Origin of the sequence: Streptomyces sp. NPDC059256, from assembly GCF_042753785.1 — a bacterium.
Taxonomy (GTDB): Bacteria; Actinomycetota; Actinomycetes; order Streptomycetales; family Streptomycetaceae; genus Streptomyces.
Genome location: NZ_JBHYZO010000003.1, coordinates 289,580 through 312,731 on the forward strand (window position 1 = coordinate 289,580; position 23,152 = coordinate 312,731).

Sequence of the window (23,152 nt, forward strand, 5' to 3'; positions counted from 1 at the left end):
TTGTGTGCGTCGCTTTATTTTGAACCCGAACCTGAACCCCCGGGGTCCGCGGCGGGGCCGGGGGGCGCCCCGCGGGCCGGGCCGCCCCCGGCGCCCTTCGGTGTGCGCGGGGCCCGCCCGCGCAGGTGGATCGCGCTTGCCTCCCCCGGCTCCTCTGCTCCTTCGTACCTCATGTACTGCCGGACCCTTGCCCGGCCCCGCACCCGTGCTGCCGGACCCGTGTCCCTTGAGCGACCCCGAGTGCCCCGGGGCGAGACCGCCCGCAACGCCCGACTGTCTTCGCTCAGCCGGATGAATGCACCGCCGCCTCGCCCCGCCCGTTCGAGGCCGACTCAGATGAAGGGGTCGTAGTCCGTCCCCAACTCCCTTCCTTCACCGCGCGCTATGCGCTCCATCTCCAGGTTGGAGAGGTGCCGTGCGCAGTGGAAGCGGCAGTCGCGTTCCGGGTCGATCATGCCGCGGTCGGACTTCTTCCAGATGTCGGCGAGGTCCTCGGTGACCGCGTCACCGATCCTGGCCATGGGATTGCCCCGGTGGTACGAGCACACGTAGACGCCCGACGGTGTGATGAGCGTCCGCAACTCGGCCACCTGGCAGCGGTGGTACTCCTTCGGCTGCACCGGCCCCACATGAGTGCGCAGGGCTGTCAGGGTCGAGGAGTTGATCAGTTGGAAGGTGTCGCTCTCCAGCCGGGCGGCCTTCTCCAACTGGCGGTCGACGGAGTCAAGGATGTCCTCCGGCACCTGGATGATGTGGTGGTCGTCGTCGAACATGGCCTTGGTCTCGAAGTAGTCACAACCGATGTCGTGGGCGAGTTCTGCGGCCTGGAGCACCTCGCCGTGGTTGCTGACCGTGGTGCCGTCCGACAGTCGTCGGGACATCACCAGGAACGAGTACCCGAGGGCCCCCTGTTTGGCTTCGGCGAGCAGCCGCATGTTCCCGACCACCTTGTCGAAGACGCTGCGCCCCTTGCGGTCCGGGCGGAAGATCCCGTACGTCTCCGGGGTGCCGGCGTCCATGGACACCCGTACCCAACTGGCGTACTCGGCCAGTTCATCGAGGTTCTGCGCGATCATGGTGCCGTTGGTGACCACGCCGATGGCCAGCCCGGCTTCGCCGAGGACCTTCAGCACATTTCGGGTGCCGCGATGGGCGAGCGGTTCGCCGCCGCCGATGAGGACCACGGCCCGCACCGAGAGGTCGACCAACTCCTGGGCGAGAGCCGCCAGCCGCTCCGGGGTGAAGCGGCCCTGGTTCAGTAACTTTCCGCTGATGCACTCGGGGCAGGCCAGATCGCAGAAGGTGGTCGGATCGAGGTCAACCACCAGAGGGGCGCTGGAGGAGCCTCCGGCGGCTGCTTCCACAACCCTCGGCCACCCCGAGGGTTGGTACAGCTTGGACACCAGGTCCAGGCGGTCTGACGTCACGATGAATCTCCTCGTGTTCGTGGAACGGTTGAACGGTGGTTCGATGGTGGGTGCCCTGCCGGTGGTCCCGGCGGGGCACGGGAGTCGAAGGGCGGCGGGTGGCGCGGAACGACCGGCCCCATCGAGTACGGGCATGGGACCGGAGCCGTGGGGCAGCCGTACCAGGGGAGGCGGTCGGGGATACGGCCGCGTTCCGGGGCGTGGCTCGCCTGCCATCGACCGGGTGATCGCACCCCGGCTCGGCGGCCGTTCACCGACCTCACCCACCTCGGCCCGGGCTCCGCACGACGTCGTCCGGCGCCCAACCGTGCCCATCTGCTCTCATTCAAGGGCGGGGCCCGAACCGGGACGGCGCCTTCGTGGGAAGGCCCGCCCCGGTCGATCGCACCCGGGGACACGGCGTGGGACAGGCCCGTCACGGTGGACGGCACCGAGCTCCACAACAGTGGTCACCGGTGGCTCGACGCCCCTGCCCACTCCACCGCCGCAGCGTGCCCGATCACCCCTTGATGGCGCCGACGGTCAACCCGGCGGCGATCTTGCGCTGCACGAACAGGAAGAAGACCACCACGGGCAGCGCAGTGAGCGTCGCCCCGGCCATCAGCCCGCCGTAGTCGGTGCCGAATCCGGTCTGGAAGGACACGAGCCAGATGCTGAGCGTCTGCTTCTCCGGGCTCGACAGCAGCACGTACACCAGGACGTACTCGTTCCACGCCTGGATCATGGCGAAGATCGAGGTGGCGACGAGGCCCGGCGCGAGCAGCGGCAGGATCACCCGCCGAAACGCACCGAGCCGCGTACACCCGTCGACCATCGCCGCCTCTTCCAACTCCACCGGAATGCCCGCGATGAACCCGCGCAGCAGCCAGACGGTGAACGGCAGCATGAAGACGAGGTACGTGAGGATCACACCGATCAGGGTGTCGGTCATCCCGGCGTCGTTGACCAGGAGGTAGACGGGAATGACCAGAGCCGCCAGCGGAATCATCTGGACGCCCAGGATCACCACGACGAACGCCTTGCGCCCGGCGAACCGGAACCTGGCCAGGGCAAAGGCGGCAAGGGTGCCGATCACCAGTGACACCAGGACCGTGCCCAGTCCGATGAGCACGCTGGAGCGGACGTTGGCCCAGAACGTCTCCGTCCCCATCGCCCGCGAGAAGTTGTCCAGGGTGAAGCCGTTGGGCCAGAACACGGGTGGGTTGCTGAGCACGTCGGTCGCCGGCCGGAACGCGGTCAGGACCATCCAGTAGACGGGGAAGCCCATCACCGCAGCCACCAACAACCCCAGGACGTTGTCCCGGCGCCTAGTGCGGCGTATCCCGGTTCTGCTCCGTGCGCGGCTCACTCGACCTCTCCCATGCGAAGCATCTGACGTAGGTAGACGACGGATCCGGCGAGGAGCAGCAGTACGGTCACCACGGCGATCGCCGCACCCGCGCTGTAGCGGTTGACCGCGAACGACTCGATGAAGGAATAGATGCCCAGCAGGTAGTACTCCCGCTCCGGCTGGCCGCCGCGCATCAGCCAGATCTGGTTGAAGACCCCGAAGTTCCAGATGGACATCAGGGTCGTGACCATGACGAAGGAGGGCTTGATGACGGGGAAGGTGATGTGCCGCAGCATCTGCGAGCCCTGCACCCCGTCGATCACCGCCGCCTCCTCCAACTCCTGCGGGATCTGCATGAGCGCCGCATGGAGGGTGATGGTGGCGAAGGGCACGGCTCCCCAGATCACCACGCCCGCGATGACGGCGAATCCCTGCCAGGGGTCGGTGAACCAGTTGTGCTTGCTGAAGTCCATCATCGGCAGTTGGCTCAGCAGCCAGTTGGCGACCCCGTAGTCCGCGTCGAACAGCCAGCGGAAGATGGAGGCGGCCACCATCACGGGCATGGCCCAGACCGCGATCAGCACCGAGGCGATGATCAGCCGGACCCAGGTGGACACCCGTCGCATCAGCAGGGCTACGGCGAGTGAGATTGCCATGGTGAGCGTGGTGCACACGACGGTGAAGGCGGCGGTCCTGGCGACGACCACCCAGAAGAAGCCGTCGCTGAGGATGTTGCGGAACTGCTCAAGTCCGACCCAGGGCGGCGACTCTCCGCTGAACAGTTCCTTGCGGGTCATGTCCTGGAACGACAGCAGGAGCATGTCCGCCAGCGGATAGCCGAGGACGACCACCAGGGACAGCAGCGCCGGCGCGATCAGCAGATAGGGCAGCAGTTGCGGACGTCTGCGGGGGACGCGCGTCCGACCTCCGTCCCCATTCCGGTCGGCGCTGCCGTTTTTGTTCGGTGTGTGTTCTTCGGGTCTTCGCTGCTGACCGGGCAGGTCCGGCCGATCGACCGGGGAGCTCGGGGTGTGCCTCTCGCCGTGCTGCCGCGCACCGTTCCCGGTCGGAGGGGGCGCGGCGGACGGAGTTGCATCAGCGCTCATTGATCACCGCGTTGATCCTGCGGTCCGCCTCCTTGGTGGCCTTCTCCACCGAGTCCTTGCCGGTGGCGATCCGCTCCAGCGTCTCGGGGAGGATGTTGGACTTCTCGACCGAGGTCCAACCCGGTGCCTGCGGGGTGATCCAACCGCGCTCGGCCGCCTTGGCCGCCGGTCCGTTGATGCCGTCAGCGGGCACGTCCTTCAGCTGGACCGTGTTGTTGGGCAGGGTGTTGGCGGCGATCAGCTGTCGCTGGGACTCCCGGTCGGTGAAGATCCGTATCCACTCCGCTGCCAGCTCCTGGTTGCGGGACTTGGCGGGGATGGCGAGGGTGGAGCCGCCGAGGAACGGCGGCAGTACCTCTCCCGACGGGCCGGGGAAGGTGAAGGTGGCGAGCTTGCCCTTCAGCGCCGGGTTGCCACCGGAGCGGCTGTCGGCTGAGGCTTGGGCCTCCCAGGTGTTGCCGTAGAAGACGCCGACCTTGCCCTGTCCGATGACGGCGGGCTGGTCGCCGTTGTCCTTGGACCGGTCTCCCACGTAGTAGGAGTCGATGAGCTTCTTCCACTGGGTCAGGCCCTGGATCGACTTGGGCGAGGACAGTGCGCCCTTCCAGGTGCCGTCGGTCTTCACGGCCATCTCGCCGCCGGCGTCCTTGAGGAAGGCCATCGCCGCCGACCAGTAGCGGCCGGGGAGGTAGAGGGCGGAGAAGTTGGGGTCCTTGCTGCCGTACTTCTGCTTCAACTTGTCCAGGGCCGAGATGAGTTCGGGGAATGTCTCCGGTGGGGCGGTGACTCCCGCCTGGCTGAAGTAGTCGGTGCGGTAGACGCCGATCCTGGCGCCCGCGTAGTACGGCACGCAGTAGGTCTTGCCTTCGGACTGACACGCCTCCGACAGCGCTTCGAGCCAGGTGTCGGACTGGTCGAACTTCTTGGCGTCAAGGGGGATGAAGGCGCCATTGAGGATGTAGTTGGCCGTTTCGCTGTTGCCCATCTCGACGACGTCGGGGGTGTCGCGTCCGGCGAGTACGGCGTCGAGCTTCTGGTTCTTGCTGGGCCACTGCTGGTACTGGATCTCGACGTCGACACCGGGGTGCTTCTTGTTGAAGCGCTCATTGGCCGACTTCACCATGCCGGGCCAACTCTCCCGGGCGTCGACGGCGAGCCAGACCGTGAGCTTGTCCCCGCCCGACGAGCCGTTCGAGTCGTCGGACGAACCGCAGGCCGCAGTCCCGAGTAACAGGAGAGTTCCCAGGTAAGCGGACCAGCGAAGCCTTCTCGGTGTCATGGTTTTCCTCCGTGGGGGGTGGCTTGCGACCGTCACTAACTACCCGGGAGAAACAGGCTTCTCCTCTTGCTCGTGTCTTTCGGCTCGAAGAGATCGGTTATCGGTCTGGTCCTCCGACGTGCGCAAACGTCATGATCCGTCGCTGATCTCGTGCAATGGCCGGAACTTTTGCTTCCGGTGGCCTATACCTTTGGCTCAAAGACTGCGCTGCGCAATCAAGTGCTTCTTGACGGTGATCCATTCGTGCCTCAGGTTTGCCTCTGCGTCTCCCGCGACCCCTATCGAAGGGTGAGTACGTGACCGAGCAGAGCGACTCCGCTACGGATCTCAACACCGGTTTGACCAGCACCGCCGACTCCAGACCCTTACGGGTCAACGCCTGGAACGGCTGGGACCCGCTGCGGCACGTCATCGTCGGACGGGCCGAAGGCACCGTGGTCCAGGCCCCCGAACACGCGGTGCGTCGGGACTACCCCGACGATGGATTCCCCCTGGGCACCTACGGCCCCATGCCGGCCGAAATGGTCGCCGAGGCGGACGAACAGCTCGACAACTTCGCCAAGCTCCTGTCGGACCGTGGCATCCGGGTGGACCGCCCCACCCCCATCGACTTCACCCAGCAGGTCTCCACCCCCGAGTGGAGCCATGACTCGATGTTCGGCTGCATGCCGCCGAGGGACCTCCTGCTGACCGTGGGCAACGAGGTCCTCGAAGCGACCATGTCGTACCGCAGCCGCTGGTTCGAGTACCTCTGCTACCGGCCGGTGCTCCAGAACCTGTTCGAAGGCGACAGCAACATGCGGTGGGAAGCGGCGCCCAAGCCGCGACTCACCGACGACTCCTTCAAGCCCGGATTCTGGGACGAGTTCAACGGGCAGAGCACCGAGGAGCAGTTGGCCCGGGTCCGCGACTACGACCTGGTGCTCACCGAGGCGGAACCCCTCTTCGACGCGGCCGATGTCGCCCGCTTCGGCAAGGACCTCTTCGTCCAGCTCTCCTTCGTCACCAACCGCAGCGGCTATGAGTGGCTCAAGCGCCACTTCCCCGACCACCGGGTCCATGCGGTGACCTCCACCAACACCCATCCGCTGCACATCGACTCCACATGGGTCCCGTTGCGGCCGGGCCTGGTCCTGCACTGCGGGGAGCGACTCGCTGACGCGGAGCTGATGGAGTTCTTCAAGCTCAACGACTGGGAGGTCATCGAGGCTGTCCAGCCGGCGAGTTGGGACCACCCGCCCAAGCTGTCGTTCTGTAGCCCATGGCTCGCAGCGAACATGCTCAACCTGGACCAGAACACGCTCTGTGTCGAAGAGAAGGAGGAACGCCTCTCCGAGCAGCTGTCCTCCTACGGATTCGAGATCGTGCCGGTCCCGTTCCGCGCGGTCGGTCCCTTCGGCGGTGGGCTGCACTGCTCCACGGTGGACATCGAGCGCGACGGCGCGTTGGAGGACTACTTCCCCCGCCGGTACGGACGGTTCTGACCCCTCGGCACCGACGGCACTGGCGGTACTGGTCTGTCCGTTGCGACAGGCTCGCGCCCGTTCCGCCCCGCGGATTCGGGCGCGGCGATGACACGGGATGACGCCCCTCCCCGGGCGCCGGGGCCATCGACCCGAACGGAGTCACATCCGATCGGGTACAGGCCGCCGTGATGGATGCGGCCGTAGGGAACCTTCCCCGCCCTGCCCCCCCTACGGCCGCATCCGGCCATGAGCGCCCCAGCCGCAGCAGCGGAGGCCACCACATCGGCAACATCGGGACCTCCAGACATCGGGACATCGGGACATCGAGACACGGAGAGAGATGACAGCGATCAGGGGAGTGGTCTTCGACTTCTACGGAACCCTGGTGCGGATGATCCCGCCGCTGCCGCCCGACCACCGCTCGATCTTCGCCCGTCGCGGGCTGGTGGAAGCGGGTCGTCGCTGGGGGGATCAATGGTCCGTGGGGCCGGGGGAGGGCGAGGAACACCGAGCCCACTCCGCCAGTGAACGGGCGTACACCGCCTGGGAGCGGGACCGGCTCAGAAGCCGGGCCCGGGCCTGTGGGGTGCCGGCTGATCAGTTGGAAGAACTGGTCGCCGAGGTCGACCGGGCGATGAAGGACCTTCATCTCGCCCTGTTCGACGATGTGCCGGGAGCGCTCGCCGAACTGCGCGACAGGGGAGTGCGGGTGGCTGTCTGCTCCAACTGGTACTGGCATCTGGACCGGTCCCTTGCGGACGTCGGCCTGTCGGATGTGATCGATGTGTCGGTCAGCTCCGCATGGGCCGGCGCCCGCAAGCCCCATCCACTGATCTATCGCACGGTGTTGGACCGGCTGGGGCTGACGCCCCAGGAGACCGTGTTCGTCGGCGATGTCTGGCGCCCGGATGTGGAGGGGCCGCTGGCGGCGGGGATGCGTGCGGTCCATCTATGGCGTGCCGATCGGGCGGTCGACGGACAAGCGCCACCACTCGTGCCGGGCGCCGCCCGGATCTCCGGACTCGCGGAGCTCAGCGATCTGCTGTGGTCCGCGTCCGCAACCGATCCAGTACGTTCCGGGTGACGCGCACCACCGCCGCGTCCGTCTCCCGTCCGCACACCACAGGCCAGTCGGTGGTACCGGCCGTGAACACCGTTCCGCCCGCTGTGTACACGCCCATCGTGGCGGCGCGCGGACTGGTGACTGCGGGTTCGCGTGCGACGCAGTTCCAATGGCCGAGCTTGAAGTGATGGAAATCGTCGTGCGTCGGATTCAGGAGATGGATGCCTAGAATGAGGAATGAATCCGGAGTGCCGTCCGAGCCATCGGCCCAGGCGATTCCTTCGGCATCGTAGGTGAATGCTGCGCCATCGCATTCATAGCCGATGAGTGGTGTTCCTGCGCCCAGATGGTCCTGAACTCCATCCGTGGATCCATCCCGTAGTCCGGTGCCCTCGTAGACCCAGTGGTCCGCGTGTTGTACGGAATACCCGGCGCGTGGCCGATCGCCCGGCCAAGTGCCGTCCGAGGTTGCCCACATCCCGCCGTTGCGAAAACTCACACCGGTCAGGGAATTCTCCGGCAGACCGACCCCGTTGGGTATCGGAGGCCACCATTGGTCGGTGGCCGGGAGATGTGGATAGCCCTCCCCCACCTGGTGATCCGTGTCAGATATGAATGCGCTGTTCTGGTCGACGGGGTGAATGCGCCACCAGCAGGTGTTTGCGCTGAAGAAGGCGACGTTCCCACGGGCGTTGATGAACTCCTCGACCTGGAGCCGCATGGCCTGGCTCCAGTACTCGTCATGGCCGACGCTGAGCAGGAGGTCGTATGCGGACAGCAGCTCCGGGTTCTCGTGCAGATCGAGGTCGGTGCAGTACTCCACCGGATAGCCGCTGCGTTCGAGCCAGGCGATGAAGGGGGCGTCCCAGTAGGCGAGGTCGATCACACCGCCCGGCCGATGCAGACTGATCTTGTGCCCACGGGGACCGCCGTCACTGCCGTCCAGGTAGACGGGGTTCTCATAGAGGCTGGCGGTCCGCTCCAGATCCCTGCGGTCCGACTTGTTGTACGCATGTCGGGTGAACGTCGACTTCTTGTAGAGGATGCGCGAGTGTTCGCCGGGCTTTCGCGGTCGGACGATGAAGAACTCCCGCTCGAAGCCCTCGATGGTCGAACCGTCGAGCAGTGGCGCGGAGTCCTCAGAACCGGGGCCGCCCTCGATGAACTGCACCAGATAGATCCCGGTCCGCCAGTCGGGCGGAATGGAGAATTCCGTGGCGGGCCAGCCCCAGTCCGTCGCAGGACACGCACCGGCCGGCGGACCTTGGGGATGCGGTGGAGCGGAATGCAGCGACCCCGGTTGCCACACCGATTCTCGTACCATCTCCAACTCTTGGCCGAGTCGATAGAAACGCACACGGTAGATGGGTGCGTCGGTGGAGACGTGGAGTGCAAGGAAATCGCCTGCCGTCACGCTTTCCCGGCCCACATAGCCCTCTATCACACCACTCCCAGGATTGATCGCAGAAAGACGGCGAGAAGTTCACGCCGTCGGTCGGACATGCTAGATAGGTGCACCCGGTCGCGACAATGGCCCGTCCTGAACCGGCCACTCGTGGCTGCGTTTTGGACACAAGGTCCGCTCATTGACTCTTTTCCCTTGAACCGGGGTAGTCCTGGCACTCGACACCCGCGCCGACAGCATCTGAATCGCACCAGGACAACACCCGGACAGCACGTGAAGGAATCCGGGTTCCATCACCCGGTGCACAACACATCGATAGCCCGCCCAAAGGGCGGCGAGGGGAATCCGAATGAGCAGTGAATTCCGTGTACGCGAACTGGTTCTGGGAATCCAGGGAATGGCGCTGCTACGGCATGCCATCGACGGCGACGAGGCGTTCCTCAAGCAGCGCGTGGACGACATACGACGCTTCGTCCTCAGCGACGAACAACTGCCCGGCAAGGGCGCGGACGTCGACGAACTCGACGCCGCCGACGGCTACGCCTCGTGGTCCGCCATCTACGACACCCTGCCCAGCTCCTACATCGAGGTGGAGGAGCCCATCGTCCACGAGATCCTCGACCGGCTCCCCGCCGGTGCCGCGCTCGACGCCGCGTGCGGCACCGGGCGGCAGACCCTCGCCCTGACGTCGCGCGGATTTCGCACCACGGGCGTCGACCAGTCACCGCAGATGCTGGACAAGGCCCGCGCGAACGCCCCCGAGGCCCAGTACCGGGTGGGACGGCTGGAGAGCCTGCCGCTGGACGATCAGTCCGTCGACGTCGCCGTCTGCTCCCTGGCGATGACCCACCTACCCGAACTGGACGCGAGCGTCGCGGAGCTGGCCCGCGTGGTCAAACCGGGCGGACGCATCATCATCACCGATATGCACCCCTTTGTGATCTCCCTCCAGGGCCAGTGCCTCTTCGTCCATGGATCCGAGCAACTCGCGTTCGTCCGCAATCACGTCCACTTCGCCAGCGACTATCTGAATGCCTTCGCCCGGGCCGGACTGACCGTGCGCGCCTGTCACGAACCCCTCTTCAACGGCCGCCTGGCACCCGGTGGGTACGAGGAGTACATCGCGGACGCCGCCCGCGCCGCCTGGGAGGGCATCCCGCTGATCATCGCCTGGGAGCTGTCCGTACCCGCCTGACCGGATGCCCCGGCCGCCCGTCCCCCGGCCGCCCGTCCCCCGGGGCCTGAGCTCCATGAGAGTGCCGCAACAGGCCCGCCGAAGACGACCGCCCGAGACGACCGCCCGCACGACCGCCGGAGAGAAGAGAGCAGATCAAAATGGCCATGGCCGTGGTGCGCTACTCGGAACGCCCCGCCCTGTGGGACCGCATTCCCGCGCAGTTCGCCGGAGTGGTGCCCGAGTACAACCTGCACGGAGACATCAACGGCGACTACTGGAATCGCCTGTTCGAGGACTTCCCGGACTACCAGTTCCTGCTGTACGACGAGGAGCAGGACGAGGTCCTGGGTGCCGGGCGCTCCCTTCCCCGCAGCTGGGACGGCACCCCCGAGGACCTCGGCCCCGGGCTCGACGACTCGATCGGACGGGCCTTCGCCGACCACGACGCCGGGCGGGCCCCCGGGGGCCTCTGCGCACTCGGCATCGAGGTCGCACAGCGGCACCAGGGCAAGGGGCTGTCGAAGGTGTTGCTCGACACCATGAGCGCCACGGCCCGCATCGCCGGCGTCGACACCGTCCTCGTGCCCATCCGACCCACCTGGAAGGACCGCTACCCGCTGGTGCCCATCGAGCGGTACGCCTCCTGGACCCGCGACGACGGCTCCCCCTTCGACCCCTGGATACGCACCCAGGTCAAGGCGGGAGGTGCCGTGACCGCTGCGTCCGCCCGCTCGTCCAGGATCACCGGCACCGTCGCCGAATGGGAGAGCTGGACGGGAATGGCCTTCCCCGAGGACGGGGACTACGTCTTCCCCGGCGGGCTGACCACCTTGTACGTCGATCACAGCAGTGATCTGGGCGCCTACTGGGAGCCGGCGGTGTGGATCACCCACCGGGTCACGACTTCCACAGACGCTCCCCGGCACGGATAGCGGTCCAGGCGAACTCGGTCATCAGCCGGGTCTGCTCCGGACCTGCCTCGGGACGGCGCTCCGGTGACAGACCAGCAGGCCCCACCGTCGAGACGGCGGCCTCCTTCAGCCGTCCGATCGCCTCCTCGTCCGGCGCCCCCATCGGTTCGGCCCCCTGCCGCAGGGCCTGCCGATGGGCGGCCCCGGCCGCCTGCCGGCCCAACATCAGACAGTGGATCCACAACTCCTCGGCGAAGTCGGGGCCAAACGACCGGGCGACCTCCGTCGCCAGCCCCAGGGGCATCTGTTCGGTCACCAGATCACGGACGCGTTCCTCGGTGAGCCGGGACGAAGCTCCTATCGCGGGCAGGGCGTCGCGCCAGCGGATGTGCCCCCGCCCGCCGTCGGCAGCGGTCTCCTGACCGGGCAGCCGGAGGTAGCCCTCGCCGTAGCGCATATAGGGGAGCCAATCGAGCTCCTCCAGCACCCATCCCCGCTGGAAGAGCCCGTCTGCGTCATCGGCACCGAGGGGGCAGACCGCCAGTCGGATGCCCTGCGCAGCATGGCCGTTGATGCTGCTGGTGCCGATGTGCTCCACCACATTGGGTACGGCGAGCAGTGCCATCCGCCCCTTGGTGCGGAAGAAGCCGGACAGGACTTCGTCGTCGTGGCGCTCGGCGCTGTCCCGGGCGAACTCGGTGAACTCAGCCGCCGTGTCCACCGGCAGACAGACCGCAAGGGAGGGGGTGAACTCCTCCGGGACGGCCCGTACCCAGGAAGCCCCCGCCAACGCGGCCAGTCGGGACGCCGAGCCATTGCGTGCATGCCAGTTGGTGTAGAAGACGAGTGCCTCGTCGGGGAAGCGCTGCACCGCTCGTCCCACCAGCGCCAACAGATCCTGTGGCGCCGACACATCGTCCTGCACCACGAGATGGTGCCCCGCTCCCGGTACCACGGCCGACCAGGCCACCAGCGCCGTACGCAGTGCGGACGGCGGATCGTGTGGTGCAGGGTCCAGGGCGAGTCCCCCCAACCCCAGGAGTCCGGCCAACTCACGGGCCTGTTCCTCCCGTACGGGGTGGGTCATGACGGCCGAGCTGATGGGTACCACGCTCACCACAGCGCTCCTAGGCATCCTGGACATCATGGCCGTGCCAGAGTCGCAGACCCTCCCACGATCGGCGGCGCCCCAGAGCAACATTGGCCTGATCTTGTGGGATCGTGACCAGCGGAAATGCCTAAGCCATGTCCACATGGTCCGGTCTGTCTGCCATGCCCTGGCACGCGGTGTCGCCGCGTCGTCGGCAGTCGCCGACACTCCGCATCGGCTCTCTCCTCCGCCCTGCGACGGCATGCGCCGAACCCCCGCTGCCGCGCTCCTCGGGTCGACGGCACGACCTAGAGGTGGTCCCTGGTGCTCCAGCGCGGTTTCGCCTGGCGGTGGGTGTCTGCCGTACATCGGACCGCGGGCTCCCGGCCGTCCGACTCCTGATCCCGGCTGTCCACGGGCGGTCGCGCCTCCCGTCCGGCCAGCCGCCGTGTCACCCCGTAGGCCGCGATGCTCAACCAACAGACCACCACCGCGACGTCCGCGTACAACCGTACGGCGAAGGGGGGCCGCGCCACCTGGTGGACCGCCAGCAAGGCCAGTGCCGTCAGCGCGATCGCGAGTGCGAGTAACAGATACAGCCAGACCCGTCCCATGGGGCAACCTCCGTGACGGCCCCCTCGCGACCCGTTGGATCGCAGGGTCCGGGGACCGTTCCTCTCCGGCTGTACCCAACGGCCGCCGCCGTACCCCACGGTGATCGCGTGATCACCTGACCGCCGGCGGAGAACTCCCGCCGCGCCGGCTGCGTTGTCCGCCCACCGCGTAGGGGCTGCGCGCCGGCCCGTGTCAGGTCATGATGTGCGCCATGGCTGCCGTTCTCCTCGCTCTCGCGATCATCTCCACGGGTCTGTACGCAGGCTTCATGCTGACCTTCCAGACCGGGATCATGCCGGCGTTCGCCCAACTCACCGACGAGCAGTTCCTGACGGCCATGCGCCGGATCAACGAGGTCGTGCCGCGTCCTCTCTTCCTGGCGACCTTCGTTTCCATCGTCCTCTTCCCATTGCTGTCCCTGTTCTTCCCCGTCGACGGCCGTACCGACTTCCAGCGCAACCTCCTGATCACCGGCCTGCTGTGCGCGGTCGCGAACCACGTGGTGACGGTGGTGGGGAACATTCCGCTGAACAATGCGCTGGAGGCCGCTGCGAAGGTCACCCACAGCGCTTCCGACGACCAGATACGCCTTGAGTTCGAACCCCGCTGGAACCAGTTCCACCTTCTGCGCACGATGCTGGCGATCGGGGCCTTCGTCCTGATGGTCAGCTCAGCCCTGTGACGACCGGTCCGCGACCCTCGCCCGGCCCGCGGTGGTGACCGTGAACAGTCCCACCTGCTCGCGCCTGCTGGTGACCGCGTCGAACCCCGCATCCCTGGCCCACTGCTCCGCCTTCTCCACCGGCCTGCACTTCATCTCCCACAGGACGCCATCGCGGTTGGGCAGTACCCGGGCGATGAACTCCAGTTGCGGATGGTGGGTCTGGGTGGTGAACACCAGCACCCCGCCGGGAGCGAGCAGGGAGCGCAGCCGTGCGATGGAGGCGGCGATGGCCTCGTCGTCCAGCAGTAGTTCGTACAGCCCGGAGATCACGATCACATCCGGCGCGCGGTCGGTCGGCCGTGGGTCCAGTGCGTCACCGTGGACGTACGAGATGCCCTGCAAGCCGTTCGACCGTGCCCGGTCCTCGCCCTGGGTGAGCCCCGCTCGATCCAGATCGCGGCACTCCACCCGCAGGTGTCCGGGCTCGTACTCCTCGACGAGGTCCTGGAGGTACCGCCCGGGCCCGGATGCCACGTCCAGCACGAACACCCCGTCGCCGCGTTCGGCGATCTCCTTGCGCAGCACGCCCTTCAGCAACTCGCGACGGGCGCGGATGGCCCGCCAGCCGATCGCGTTGAGGTAGTTGCGGTCGATGAGACGGCCGACTCCCCATGAACCCGATGCCTTGTTGACATAGACGTAGTCGAGCATCGAGCCGCTGTCGAAGCCGTGGCGGTAGCCGATCCTGATGCCTTCACTGAGCCGTCCCACGGTGTTCATCAGCAGTCGCATGGCGGCCCAACGCACGTTCCCCAGTCGCTTGTTCATGGCTCTAGCCTGCTGTTGGGGGCGTTCTCCGGACATCCGTTCGGCTACTCGGCTCCGGTCTGGGTGTCCCTGAGTACGGGGAGCGCAGACCGGAGCGGTGGTGCGGCGGTCATTCTCGCGTGAGGTCGTCGCCCCCGCTGGACCAGGCAATCTCAGGCGCGGGCGGGTAGGCGTGGTCCCTCAGGGTCCGTAGATCGTCTAGTGTCGTGTCCATGTCGACATCATGGGTTGGGCTCAGGGCGGGGGAGTCGCGCCGGACCGCCCCCTTCCGCCGGCGGCTCGCACCGCCACGTCCACCGGCCCGCAGGCGCCGACTCCGCGCCGTTGCGGCGCCCTTATGCCCCGCCGTCCGTGGGGGATTCGTCAGCGTCGATGTCGGAGCGCAGGGGAGCGATGCGCACCAGGATCACGTCGTAGTGGGAGTAGCTGTTGAGGTCGTCGGTGCGGTGCAGCTCCAACTGAACACCCGTGCAGTACCAGACCTCGCGGCGTTCGTCCATCTCGCCATCGAACGACTCGTCGGGCTCACCCAACTCGGCTCTCAGCAACGCCCCGATCCGGTCATACTCCCGATGGAAGTCCGCTCGGGTCGCCTCCGGGAAGCGTTCCCAGTCTGGACCGTAGTCCGCATCGAGGTCATCGCTCTCATCCGGTTCTGCGTCCTCCGGCTCTTCCCCGAACGCAGGCCAGAACAGCGCGCAGGGCAGCTGGACGAAGCCCGCGCCCCCCGCGGGCCCGTCGGGCGCCCCACCCAGTTCGAGTCGGCGTCCGCAGCCGTCGTCCGACGAATCCTCGCCAAAGAAGTGCGGCGCCGCCCCGCCACCGCCCCACTCGACGGCAGGCCCCGCCGCGCCGGCTTCGACGACCGCCCAGTTGTGGGCGACGAACGCGTCCTCCAAGGCCGCTCGCTCCCAGGGGAGATCGCTGAGGGCCACCATGCGCCGCACCTCGTCGGAACCACCCCGCAGTGATTTCAGAGACATGGATCGGACCGTATCCGACCGTACTGACACCGCTTGGGAGCGGCCGTTGAAGGGATCCGACGCCTCTGTTATTGATCTTTCCCAAGAACTGTTGAGTCTTTGACCGCGTGCCGCGCGTATCTGTCGTCGATCGGTCGTCGCACCCTCGTCGACCGGAGAGCGCAAGAGGGAGACAAAGGATGGCTTTCTGGTCTGCACGTGCAGCTGCACGCCCTGACCGGCCGAGACATGAGAATCCTCTCCTCTTTCATTCATCTGTTCGATCTAGGAAGCAGACTCTCCGCATGACACTCAGGAGAGCCAACATCGTGATAACGGCGGTCTGCGCACTGGCCGGTGCCGGGATGCTCGCCGGCAAGGTCTGGGCACAAGGACCCGAACCGTTGGATCTCGGACCCGCGATCGTTGTACAGCCCAGTGGGCTCCCCATGCCTGAGGCGACGGCGCGGAGCCAACCGCCGTCACCGATGACTCCTTCCTTACCCGAGAAGAAGCCCCCACCACCGACCAAGTCGGCACCTCTGCCTCAGACGTCCACACCGCAGCCCCAGTTCACCCCGCCTTCGCCCCAGCAGTCGGGAGGGCGCCCGGTGGAGATCGTCGATCCGCCCCGCAGCTCTGAGAGCGGCACCCCCCGGCCCGGAGGCCAGGAGGAGGAGGGCGACGACGACGAGGAGGAGGACGATGAGGACGGGGGCGGAGGCGGGAGCGGTTTCTCCGAGGACCGCGACGCTGAAGGAGACGACTAAGTGAGACGTCGTACAGCCAGCGCGCGATCGCGCATCGTCGGTTGGATGCTCCTCCTGGTGGGCGTGGCCATGGCCGCGCCCACCGTTGGCATCACGGTCGTCTGGCAGGCACAGCTGGACAACCAGGTCGATGCGCGGCTGCAACGGCGGGTCGACGACCTGCGGCAACACGCGACCAACGGGTCGTACAACAACAGCGCCGAGTTGGTGACCGAGTTCTTGAAGGTCACCCCGCCGGGCCGGGATGAGACGTTCTTCAGCGTTGTTGACGGCGTTGCCGACCGCCGCAGCCCGGCGGACACCCCGGGTCGGGTGCGCCTCGACCGGGATGCGTCCGTCGTCAGGATGCTGGGCACGGTCGCCACCCCCAAGTCCGGCTGGCTGGACTCCAAGGCGGGGAAGGTCCGCTACGGGGTCGTCAAGGTGGAGGTCGCAGGCGACCCCAGGGACGTACGGCTCGTCGTGCTGGAGTTCCGTGACCGCCAACTCCAGGAGGAGCGGCGCGTCGCCAAGATGCTGATGCTCACCGCCTTCGGTGCGCTGGTCTGCGCCGGACTGGCCAGTTGGCTGGTCGCGGGACGCATTCTCGCGCCGATCAGACTCGTGCGACAGACGGCGGCGCGCATCGGTGAGTCGGACCTCACCCAGCGGCTCGACGTCCGGGGTGACGACGATGTGGCCGCCCTCGCCCACACCTTCAACCACATGCTGGACCGGTTGGAGCGCGCCTTCACCACGCAGCGGCGGTTCCTCGACGAGGTGGGGCACGAGTTGCGCACGCCCATCACCGTCGTGCGCGGCCATCTGGAACTGATGGAGGACGGGCCGGACGAGACCCATATGACCCGGGCCCTCCTGGTCGACGAACTCGACCGGATGAGCCGCATCGTGGACGATCTGCTCCTCCTGGCGAAGGCCGAGAGGCCGGACTTCCTCACGGTCGGCGAGACCAATCTGACGGACCTCATCGTGGACGTGGTCGCCAAGGCCAGGGCGTTGGGGCACCGGCACTGGCGGGTGGCGGCGGTCTCCGAGGCGACCGTCCTGGTCGACGGTCAGCGGCTCACACAGGGGTTGATCCAACTCGCCGCCAACGCGGTGCGGCACACCCTCGACGGGGATCTCATCGAGATGGGCTCGGCCGTGCGCGAGGGCCGGGTCCTGCTCTGGGTACGGGATACCGGCCCCGGGGTCGGACCGGTGGACCGGGACCGGATCTTCGGCAGATTCGTCCAAGCAGGGCGGGTCGCCTCACCCGCGCAGGCGGGTACGGGCATCGGCCTCGGGCTCGCCATCGTGCGGGAGATCGCCGAGGCACACGGGGGTACGGCGTGGGTGGAGGACGCAGAGACCGGAGGCGCCCGATTCGTACTGGATTTGCCGGCGTATTTCCCCTGGCAGAGAGGACACCATGCACCGGATTCTGATAGCGGAGGACGAAGCCGGAATCGCCTCCTTCGTCGAAAAGGGCCTGCGAAGCAATGGGTTCGTCACCGCGGTCGTCGGTGACGGCCTTTCCGCTTATGAACATGCGCGGGCGGGCGACTGCGATCTTATGATTCTCGATCTAGGACTGCCCGCGGTGGACGGGCTAACCGTCCTGCGAAAACTCCGCGAACTACGGGTGACCCTTCCCGTGGTCATCCTCACGGCCCGGGACAGCGTTTCCGACGTTGTGGCCGGGCTGGAGACGGGGGCGGACGACTACATCTCCAAACCCTTTGCCTTTGAGGAGTTGCTCGCCCGGGTCCGCTTGCGACTGAGAGGTGAGGCCGGCCCGGAGGCATCAGTCCTTCGTGTCGGCGACATGGTGCTTGACCTGCGAACCCGTCGCGTCCATGTGGACGGGCGGGTCGCTGAACTGTCGGCGCGGGAATTTGCCCTCGCCGAGGTCTTTTTACGCAACCCGGACCAGGTGCTCACCCGTGAGCAGCTGCTGAGCAGGGTCTGGGGCTTCGACTACGACCCGGGATCGAACATCGTCGATGTGTATGTGCGCTATCTCCGCAGGAAGTTGGGTCCGGATCGGGTGGAGACGATCCGGGGTGTCGGCTACCGGCTGCGTGCCTGAGCAGCCGGTTCGCCGGGCCGTGGCGCCCGGTGGCGGGGCCCGGGACGGCCTGCTGGGGGTCCTGGGGCCCGGCTGCCGGCCGCCGATGACTCCCCGTCGCTCCACGGCCGCCAGGCGCCGCCCAGTGTCTCTTCGGTACCCGAAGTCGGTTACGGGAGCGGGGAACTGAGTTGTCCGTCTTATCGGAGTTATCGAACGAACAGCGAGTCCTCAATTACGGTGGCGAAGGGACCTTTCACACACAGTGAATAGGGTCTTGGGAATATGCCACTGGAAGGGGCAAAACCCTTGACGGATTCTTTCTTCGCTTGAATGACATCGTTGTCAGAGGCATGAGAACTCTCTCACGGTGATCTCACGGATGACTCATGACTTCAGCGCAGTATTCCGGGCCAAGACATTCACGTCGGATGTCTCTCCCCCCACCGGCTCCCCATAGCCGGAACTGCTAGGAGCGTGACCATGAAGCGACTGCTCGACAACGCGCGCAACTTCCGCCACCGCGTGGCCCCTGAGAGCGAGACCTTCCGGCGATTCGCGGCGGGCCAGACGCCCGGAACGCTGTTCGTGAGCTGTTCCGATTCACGCGTGATCCCCGCGCTCATCACCGGAGCGGTTCCCGGTGAGGTCTTCGAACTGCGCAACGCCGGCAACATCATCACGCCCTACGACGCGGACCACTCCTGCGCCGAGTCCGCCACCATCGAGTACGCGGTGGAGGTCCTCAAGGTCCGGGACATCGTGGTCTGCGGCCACTCCCACTGCGGAGCGGTCGGCGCGGTCGCCAACGACGCGGACCTCAGCTCGCTTCCCAGCGTCGCCCAGTGGGTCTCCGGCTGCCGCCCCGCGCTCGCCCCGATGCTCGGGTCGCCGGTGGAGGACCTGACCCTTGCCAAGTTCGTTCAGCGGCACGTCGTCGCCCAGCTGGAGAACCTGCGTACGTACCCCAAGGTGCGCGAGGCGATCGAAGCGGGGCGGCTGCAACTGCACGGCTGGTACTACCGCGTCGACACGGCCGAGGTGCTGGAGCTCGACGAGCTCAACGGAGTGTTCAACCGGAACTGAACCCCGGGCCCGTCAGGCCCTCTTACCCCCCACACGCAGCGGCCTGCCGCGCTAGAGCTCCCCCAGCTCATCGGCATCCGGCTGCGGCGAAAGGAACACTGTGTCGACTGATACGACTTCTCCTAACGCTGGAAAGCATGCGAAGAAGGGTGCCGCCACCCCTGCGAAGGGCACCGCCTCCCCATCGCTGACCAGCGCTCTCAGTACTGACTTCAGTGCGTCGATCGTCGTCTTCCTTGTTGCTCTTCCCCTGTGCATCGGTGTCGCTGCCGCATCTGGCGTCCCTGTCGCCCTAGGCATCATCTCCGGCATTGTCGGAGGCTTGATTGTGGGATTTCTGCCCGGCAGTAACCTCCAGGTCAGCGGCCCCGCCGCCGGCCTGGCGGTGCTGGTGCTGGAGTTCGTGACCGAACACGGCGTTGGAATGCTCGGTCCGGTCGTGTTCATCAGCGGAATCCTGCAGATGATCCTGGGAATGCTCAAGTTGGGCCGGATGTTCCAGTCCATCTCGCTCTCCGTGGTGCAGGGCATGCTGGCCGGTATCGGCGTGCCACTGATCCTGAGCCAGATGTACGCCCTGGTGGACTCCAAGCAGCTCGGTACGGCCCTGAAGAACTTGGCCGGCCTGCCCAACCTGGTCTCCGATGTACTCGGGGACCGGGACAAGGGCGCCGCTCTCATCCTGGGCGTCATGGCGCTGGTCATCTGCTTCATGTGGAAGAAGGTCCCCGCCCCGATCAGCAAGGTCCCCGCGCCTCTGGTCGCGGTGATCTTGGGGGCGATCATCGCCGCCTTCCCCGGTTTCGACGGGGTGAAGAAGGTCTCCTTCGGAAGCATGATCGATGCGGTCAACTTCATCGGGCCGTCCCAGCTTGGCCAACTGTTCGATCCGGCCATCCTGATGATGATCGTCACCTTCACGGTGATCGCGTCCGCTGAGAGCCTCTTCAGCGCCGCCGCCGTGGACAGGATGCACACCGGAGCTCCAACGAAGTACAACGCCGAACTCTTCTCCCAGGGAGTCGGCAACACCGTTTGTGGACTGCTCGGTGCGCTGCCCATGACCGCCGTCATCGTGCGCAGTGCCGCCAACGTCCAAGCAGGTGCGAAGACCAAGCTCTCCCGCATCCTGCACGGAGCCTGGCTCCTCGGTTTCGGTCTGCTCCTCCCGGGGCTGCTCGGACTGATCCCGATCACCGTGCTCGCCGGTGTCCTCCTCCAGGCCGGTTGGAAGCTGTTCAACCCTCCGGCCTTCCTTGCGATGTGGAAGAAGGATCGTGCCGAGGGCGCGATCATGTTCATCACCACCCTCGCCATCGTGGTCACGAACCTGCTCGATGGTGTGGTCGCCGGCCTCGCGGTCGCCATCATCCTCACGGCGATCCGCATGAGCCACATGACCATCCGCACCACCACTGACGGCGACATGGGACGGCTGGAGCTGAAGGGCAACGTCACCTTCCTGCGCCTTCCCAAGCTGATCGACGCCCTGGAGACCATCCAGGACAAGGAGCGCGTCTACATCGACGGCAGCGGCATCTCGCACCTGGACATGGCCTGCCGTGCCCAGATCGAGGAGTTCGCGGAGCAGCGCCGCAAGGCCGGTGCTGAGCACGTCGAGTGCATCCTGCCGGGTGATCCGACGGTCCAGAAGGTGGACGAGGTCGTCGTCCCCGACGAGCCCGTCACGGAGGAGTTCGACACTCCGGTCAAGGACACCCAGCAGCAGCCCGCACAGCCCACGCCGTACGCACCGGATCCCGCCCCCGCCCCCGCCTTCCAGCACACGGCGCACACGGCGGCTCCGAACTACGGTCACGCACACGTGGCTCACGGCAGCCCCTACGCGCGACAGCACCAGCACGCGCAGCAGCACCAGCACAACAACCAGCACCCCCATGCACCACAGCACCCCCAGCACACGCAGAACCAGCACCCCCAACATGTGCAGCACGCGCAGAACCAGCACGCGCACCCGCAGCACACGCAGTACCAGTACCCGCAGTACCCGCACCCAGAGCAGAACTACCCGCACGCACCTCAGCACCCCAACCACCAGTACGGCATGGGTGGGCAGGTGCCAGTACGACCGCTGCACCAGCAGCCCCAGTACAGCCAGCACTCCCAGGTGCACATCCCGAACCAGGCGCATGGCCCGCAGCACAACGGTGTGCACAACGGCCAACAGCCCGCTCCGCACGACGGCCAGCAGCAGATGCCGCCACAGGGATACGCACCACCTCCGGGATACGGCCCCCAAGAAACCCCCTACCAGGGCACTCCGATGGTTCAGGGATACGGACCGCAGGGGTACCAGCAGCCGCCGCAGGGTGGCTACTGGGGACCCAATGACGACTGGGCCGTTCAGCAGCAGCACGACGAAGGGACTCGACGATGAGGAAACCCTTGAAATCGGCGCTGGCCGACGCGCTCCACCTACGGGATCTCAAGGACCTGCGCCACCACCGGCATCAGCCGGGGCGGCCACGGCGGATCGACCGGCCCCGCGCCGATCGGGCCGACTGCGCCAGGACCGATTGCCCCCTGACCGACCGGCACGGGGCAGACCGCCCGCGGGCCGAGCGGCCGTGGAGCGGACGGGACTGGAGCGACCGCTCCTGGACCGAACGCCCGGTGACGGAACGCGAGGTCACCGAGCGGCACAGCACCGAGCGGAACGGCAGCGACCATGCGGTGTACGACCGTGTGAGCCATGACCGTGCCGCGTACGACCGCTCGGTCTACGACCGGCGGCAGCAGGCCAGGCCCAAGGAGGAGGACAAGTTGTTCGAGTTCCTCCGCTCCCTGCACAAGTACCTCCTCGCACCCCAGGACGCGGCCACCGCCGGTCTTGCGGAGCGTCCGGTCAGCACCGCGGACAAGCGCGACCTCCCGCCGACCGCGGCGAGCTGACAGGGCATAGAGACGTCGTCCACGGCACCGACATCCCGCAGGGTGTCGTGGGCGGCCCCAGGGCCTTGAGCGACAAGCGCTTCCCCCACTGGGCCCTGGTGAGCCCCCTCTACTGCCTCCCGCAGGGAGGGGGCTCCCCCTACTTCTGCCCCACCGACGGTCCGGCGCGCACGCCACGCGGACCGTCCCCGAAGACCCGCACCCGGGCGCCCCGACCCGCCCCGGGTGAGGTGATCAGGTCGGGCGACCCGGAAATGCGGCCGGGCCGCCCGGCCCTTTCATATGTCAGGCCCCTCGCCATCCCGCCCGCCCCATGGCGGAGTCCCGGTTGAGGCAGGGCCTCGGCAGCCGACCCTCGTTGATCGCGCTGTGTGTCGGCGCCATCGACCCCGGTGCTCCGCTCACAGTGGGGACACAGGACTCGTGTGCGGCTCTCCTACGGCCGGATGGACCAGGCCCGCGGCCGTGAAAGGCCCCCGGCCGGCGCGATCGGGGGGTCTCACCGATGCGCGGAAGGACCAAGGGGCAAAGTTCTCAGCGGAGTTGCCGACGCCGACCGGGAGTGCCCCGGTCGGCCAGATGCAGGTTCGGTCTCAGGGATCTTCCACCGTCAGATCTCCGCGGGGCGCCAAACGTGACGGTCTGGTGCACGCGCCCACCGGACGGGCGCCCGGCTCTGCGGCGGAGTGAGCGAGGAAGGGCTGGCCGAAGCCAGTGGTTCCGGCTGGTGGGGGTGGAGTTCACGACGGTTCCCGCGTCGACATGGACCGCACCCCACCACATCGCCCGTCGTCGTCGGTGCTCGAAGAGCCCTGGCAGCGGTGGAGTTCGCCTTCGTCGCCTGAACCAGGCCGCCGTCCCGGTATCTGCGGGGTGCGGTGGGCCGGGGGAGTACGGGCGGTGAAGCCGACCGGCCCGGAGGCGGGACCGGGGCCGGGCGGCTTCACCTCGTACGTCGGCGGGAACATCGGCTGGGGGTCGTGACCGACGTTCACACCGTCGTACGGTTC

At 67.1% G+C, this 23,152-nt stretch carries 20 protein-coding genes; 11 read left to right on the forward strand and 9 right to left on the reverse strand.

The window, feature by feature from the left end; all coding sequences use genetic code 11:
- Positions 1-332: 332 nt before the first annotated feature.
- From ACFXJL_RS09310 to ACFXJL_RS09325, 4 genes are all read right to left on the reverse strand, one after another.
- Entirely contained in the window at positions 333-1,427 is a 1,095-nt protein-coding gene (locus ACFXJL_RS09310; RefSeq protein ID WP_358877539.1) for a radical SAM protein, read from the reverse strand.
- A gap of 499 nt (positions 1,428-1,926) precedes the next feature.
- On the reverse strand, positions 1,927-2,775 hold the full coding sequence (locus tag ACFXJL_RS09315; protein ID WP_384632217.1) for a carbohydrate ABC transporter permease: 849 nt from the start codon (positions 2,773-2,775) through the stop codon (positions 1,927-1,929).
- Positions 2,772-3,863, reverse strand: coding sequence for a carbohydrate ABC transporter permease (locus ACFXJL_RS09320; protein WP_384690719.1), 1,092 nt, complete (start codon positions 3,861-3,863; stop codon positions 2,772-2,774). The genes ACFXJL_RS09315 and ACFXJL_RS09320 overlap by 4 nt, the downstream gene beginning before the upstream one ends.
- Positions 3,853-5,142, reverse strand: coding sequence for an extracellular solute-binding protein (locus ACFXJL_RS09325; RefSeq protein WP_329019107.1), 1,290 nt, complete (start codon positions 5,140-5,142; stop codon positions 3,853-3,855). Before ACFXJL_RS09325 ends, ACFXJL_RS09320 begins: the two co-directional genes overlap by 11 nt.
- A gap of 296 nt (positions 5,143-5,438) precedes the next feature.
- On the opposite strand from ACFXJL_RS09325, the gene ACFXJL_RS09330 reads away from it, so the two are divergent.
- Positions 5,439-6,626: a serine/threonine protein kinase gene (locus ACFXJL_RS09330; protein ID WP_358877542.1), complete on the forward strand. Its 1,188-nt coding sequence runs from the start codon at positions 5,439-5,441 to the stop codon at positions 6,624-6,626.
- Positions 6,627-6,948: 322 nt separating this feature from the next.
- Complete coding sequence (locus ACFXJL_RS09335) at positions 6,949-7,692, forward strand: HAD family hydrolase (protein ID WP_384690722.1); 744 nt, start codon at positions 6,949-6,951, stop codon at positions 7,690-7,692.
- Here the strand turns inward: ACFXJL_RS09335 and ACFXJL_RS09340 are convergent.
- A complete protein-coding gene (locus ACFXJL_RS09340) occupies positions 7,640-9,085 on the reverse strand; it encodes a N,N-dimethylformamidase beta subunit family domain-containing protein (protein WP_384690725.1) in 1,446 nt (481 codons plus the stop codon). The genes ACFXJL_RS09335 and ACFXJL_RS09340 overlap by 53 nt on opposite strands.
- A gap of 340 nt (positions 9,086-9,425) precedes the next feature.
- Between ACFXJL_RS09340 and ACFXJL_RS09345 the strand changes: the two genes are divergently transcribed.
- Both ACFXJL_RS09345 and ACFXJL_RS09350 read left to right on the forward strand, forming a co-directional pair.
- A complete protein-coding gene (locus tag ACFXJL_RS09345; protein ID WP_358877545.1) occupies positions 9,426-10,271 on the forward strand; it encodes a class I SAM-dependent methyltransferase in 846 nt (281 codons plus the stop codon).
- 140 nt (positions 10,272-10,411) lie between these two features.
- Positions 10,412-11,185, forward strand: a complete 774-nt coding sequence (locus tag ACFXJL_RS09350) for an N-acetyltransferase (RefSeq protein WP_384632234.1) — start codon at positions 10,412-10,414, stop codon at positions 11,183-11,185.
- On the opposite strand, the gene ACFXJL_RS09355 is transcribed toward ACFXJL_RS09350, so the two are convergent.
- Together ACFXJL_RS09355 and ACFXJL_RS09360 are read right to left on the reverse strand one after the other, a co-directional pair.
- Positions 11,151-12,281: a hypothetical protein gene (locus ACFXJL_RS09355; RefSeq protein ID WP_384690729.1), complete on the reverse strand. Its 1,131-nt coding sequence runs from the start codon at positions 12,279-12,281 to the stop codon at positions 11,151-11,153. The genes ACFXJL_RS09350 and ACFXJL_RS09355 overlap by 35 nt on opposite strands.
- Positions 12,282-12,562: 281 nt before the next feature.
- Positions 12,563-12,868, reverse strand: coding sequence for a hypothetical protein (locus ACFXJL_RS09360; protein ID WP_384690732.1), 306 nt, complete (start codon positions 12,866-12,868; stop codon positions 12,563-12,565).
- A gap of 212 nt (positions 12,869-13,080) precedes the next feature.
- Here ACFXJL_RS09360 and ACFXJL_RS09365 point away from each other — a divergent pair, with 212 nt between their 5' ends.
- Entirely contained in the window at positions 13,081-13,551 is a 471-nt protein-coding gene (locus ACFXJL_RS09365) for a DUF1772 domain-containing protein (protein ID WP_384690735.1), read from the forward strand.
- On the opposite strand, the gene ACFXJL_RS09370 is transcribed toward ACFXJL_RS09365, so the two are convergent.
- Both ACFXJL_RS09370 and ACFXJL_RS09375 read right to left on the reverse strand, forming a co-directional pair.
- Complete coding sequence (locus ACFXJL_RS09370) at positions 13,540-14,361, reverse strand: class I SAM-dependent methyltransferase family protein (protein WP_384690738.1); 822 nt, start codon at positions 14,359-14,361, stop codon at positions 13,540-13,542. The two genes, ACFXJL_RS09365 and ACFXJL_RS09370, sit on opposite strands and share 12 nt — an antisense overlap.
- Positions 14,362-14,696: 335 nt before the next feature.
- Positions 14,697-15,344, reverse strand: coding sequence for a hypothetical protein (locus ACFXJL_RS09375; protein ID WP_384690741.1), 648 nt, complete (start codon positions 15,342-15,344; stop codon positions 14,697-14,699).
- 284 nt (positions 15,345-15,628) lie between these two features.
- Between ACFXJL_RS09375 and ACFXJL_RS09380 the strand changes: the two genes are divergently transcribed.
- From ACFXJL_RS09380 to ACFXJL_RS09405, 6 genes are all read left to right on the forward strand, one after another.
- A complete protein-coding gene (locus tag ACFXJL_RS09380; protein WP_358877552.1) occupies positions 15,629-16,093 on the forward strand; it encodes a hypothetical protein in 465 nt (154 codons plus the stop codon).
- A gap of 45 nt (positions 16,094-16,138) precedes the next feature.
- Positions 16,139-17,602 carry a sensor histidine kinase gene (locus tag ACFXJL_RS09385; RefSeq protein ID WP_384632678.1) on the forward strand — a complete coding sequence of 488 codons (1,464 nt, stop codon included), beginning with the start codon at positions 16,139-16,141 and terminating at the stop codon, positions 17,600-17,602.
- Positions 17,505-18,164: a response regulator transcription factor gene (locus tag ACFXJL_RS09390; protein ID WP_329019078.1), complete on the forward strand. Its 660-nt coding sequence runs from the start codon at positions 17,505-17,507 to the stop codon at positions 18,162-18,164. Before ACFXJL_RS09385 ends, ACFXJL_RS09390 begins: the two co-directional genes overlap by 98 nt.
- Before the next feature lie 462 nt (positions 18,165-18,626).
- A complete protein-coding gene (locus ACFXJL_RS09395; RefSeq protein ID WP_329019075.1) occupies positions 18,627-19,229 on the forward strand; it encodes a carbonic anhydrase in 603 nt (200 codons plus the stop codon).
- Between the two features lie 256 nt (positions 19,230-19,485).
- Complete coding sequence (locus ACFXJL_RS09400; RefSeq protein WP_384632681.1) at positions 19,486-21,627, forward strand: SulP family inorganic anion transporter; 2,142 nt, start codon at positions 19,486-19,488, stop codon at positions 21,625-21,627.
- Entirely contained in the window at positions 21,624-22,142 is a 519-nt protein-coding gene (locus tag ACFXJL_RS09405; protein WP_329019066.1) for a hypothetical protein, read from the forward strand. The genes ACFXJL_RS09400 and ACFXJL_RS09405 overlap by 4 nt, the downstream gene beginning before the upstream one ends.
- Positions 22,143-23,152: the final 1,010 nt, after the last annotated feature.

What these genes read in the sequence shown, in the direction of transcription:
- ACFXJL_RS09320 (WP_384690719.1), bottom strand. Translation starts at nt 3,863, where the DNA reads ATGAGCGCTGATGCAACTCCGTCCGCCGCGCCCCCTCCGACCGGGAAC.
- ACFXJL_RS09325 (WP_329019107.1), bottom strand. Translation starts at nt 5,142, where the DNA reads ATGACACCGAGAAGGCTTCGCTGGTCCGCTTACCTGGGAACTCTCCTG.
- ACFXJL_RS09335 (WP_384690722.1), top strand. Translation starts at nt 6,949, where the DNA reads ATGACAGCGATCAGGGGAGTGGTCTTCGACTTCTACGGAACCCTGGTG.
- ACFXJL_RS09345 (WP_358877545.1), top strand. Translation starts at nt 9,426, where the DNA reads ATGAGCAGTGAATTCCGTGTACGCGAACTGGTTCTGGGAATCCAGGGA.
- ACFXJL_RS09350 (WP_384632234.1), top strand. Translation starts at nt 10,412, where the DNA reads ATGGCCATGGCCGTGGTGCGCTACTCGGAACGCCCCGCCCTGTGGGAC.
- ACFXJL_RS09360 (WP_384690732.1), bottom strand. Translation starts at nt 12,868, where the DNA reads ATGGGACGGGTCTGGCTGTATCTGTTACTCGCACTCGCGATCGCGCTG.
- ACFXJL_RS09365 (WP_384690735.1), top strand. Translation starts at nt 13,081, where the DNA reads ATGGCTGCCGTTCTCCTCGCTCTCGCGATCATCTCCACGGGTCTGTAC.
- ACFXJL_RS09370 (WP_384690738.1), bottom strand. Translation starts at nt 14,361, where the DNA reads ATGAACAAGCGACTGGGGAACGTGCGTTGGGCCGCCATGCGACTGCTG.
- ACFXJL_RS09375 (WP_384690741.1), bottom strand. Translation starts at nt 15,344, where the DNA reads ATGTCTCTGAAATCACTGCGGGGTGGTTCCGACGAGGTGCGGCGCATG.
- ACFXJL_RS09380 (WP_358877552.1), top strand. Translation starts at nt 15,629, where the DNA reads ATGACACTCAGGAGAGCCAACATCGTGATAACGGCGGTCTGCGCACTG.
- ACFXJL_RS09385 (WP_384632678.1), top strand. Translation starts at nt 16,139, where the DNA reads ATGCTCCTCCTGGTGGGCGTGGCCATGGCCGCGCCCACCGTTGGCATC.
- ACFXJL_RS09390 (WP_329019078.1), top strand. Translation starts at nt 17,505, where the DNA reads ATGCACCGGATTCTGATAGCGGAGGACGAAGCCGGAATCGCCTCCTTC.
- ACFXJL_RS09395 (WP_329019075.1), top strand. Translation starts at nt 18,627, where the DNA reads ATGAAGCGACTGCTCGACAACGCGCGCAACTTCCGCCACCGCGTGGCC.
- ACFXJL_RS09405 (WP_329019066.1), top strand. Translation starts at nt 21,624, where the DNA reads ATGAGGAAACCCTTGAAATCGGCGCTGGCCGACGCGCTCCACCTACGG.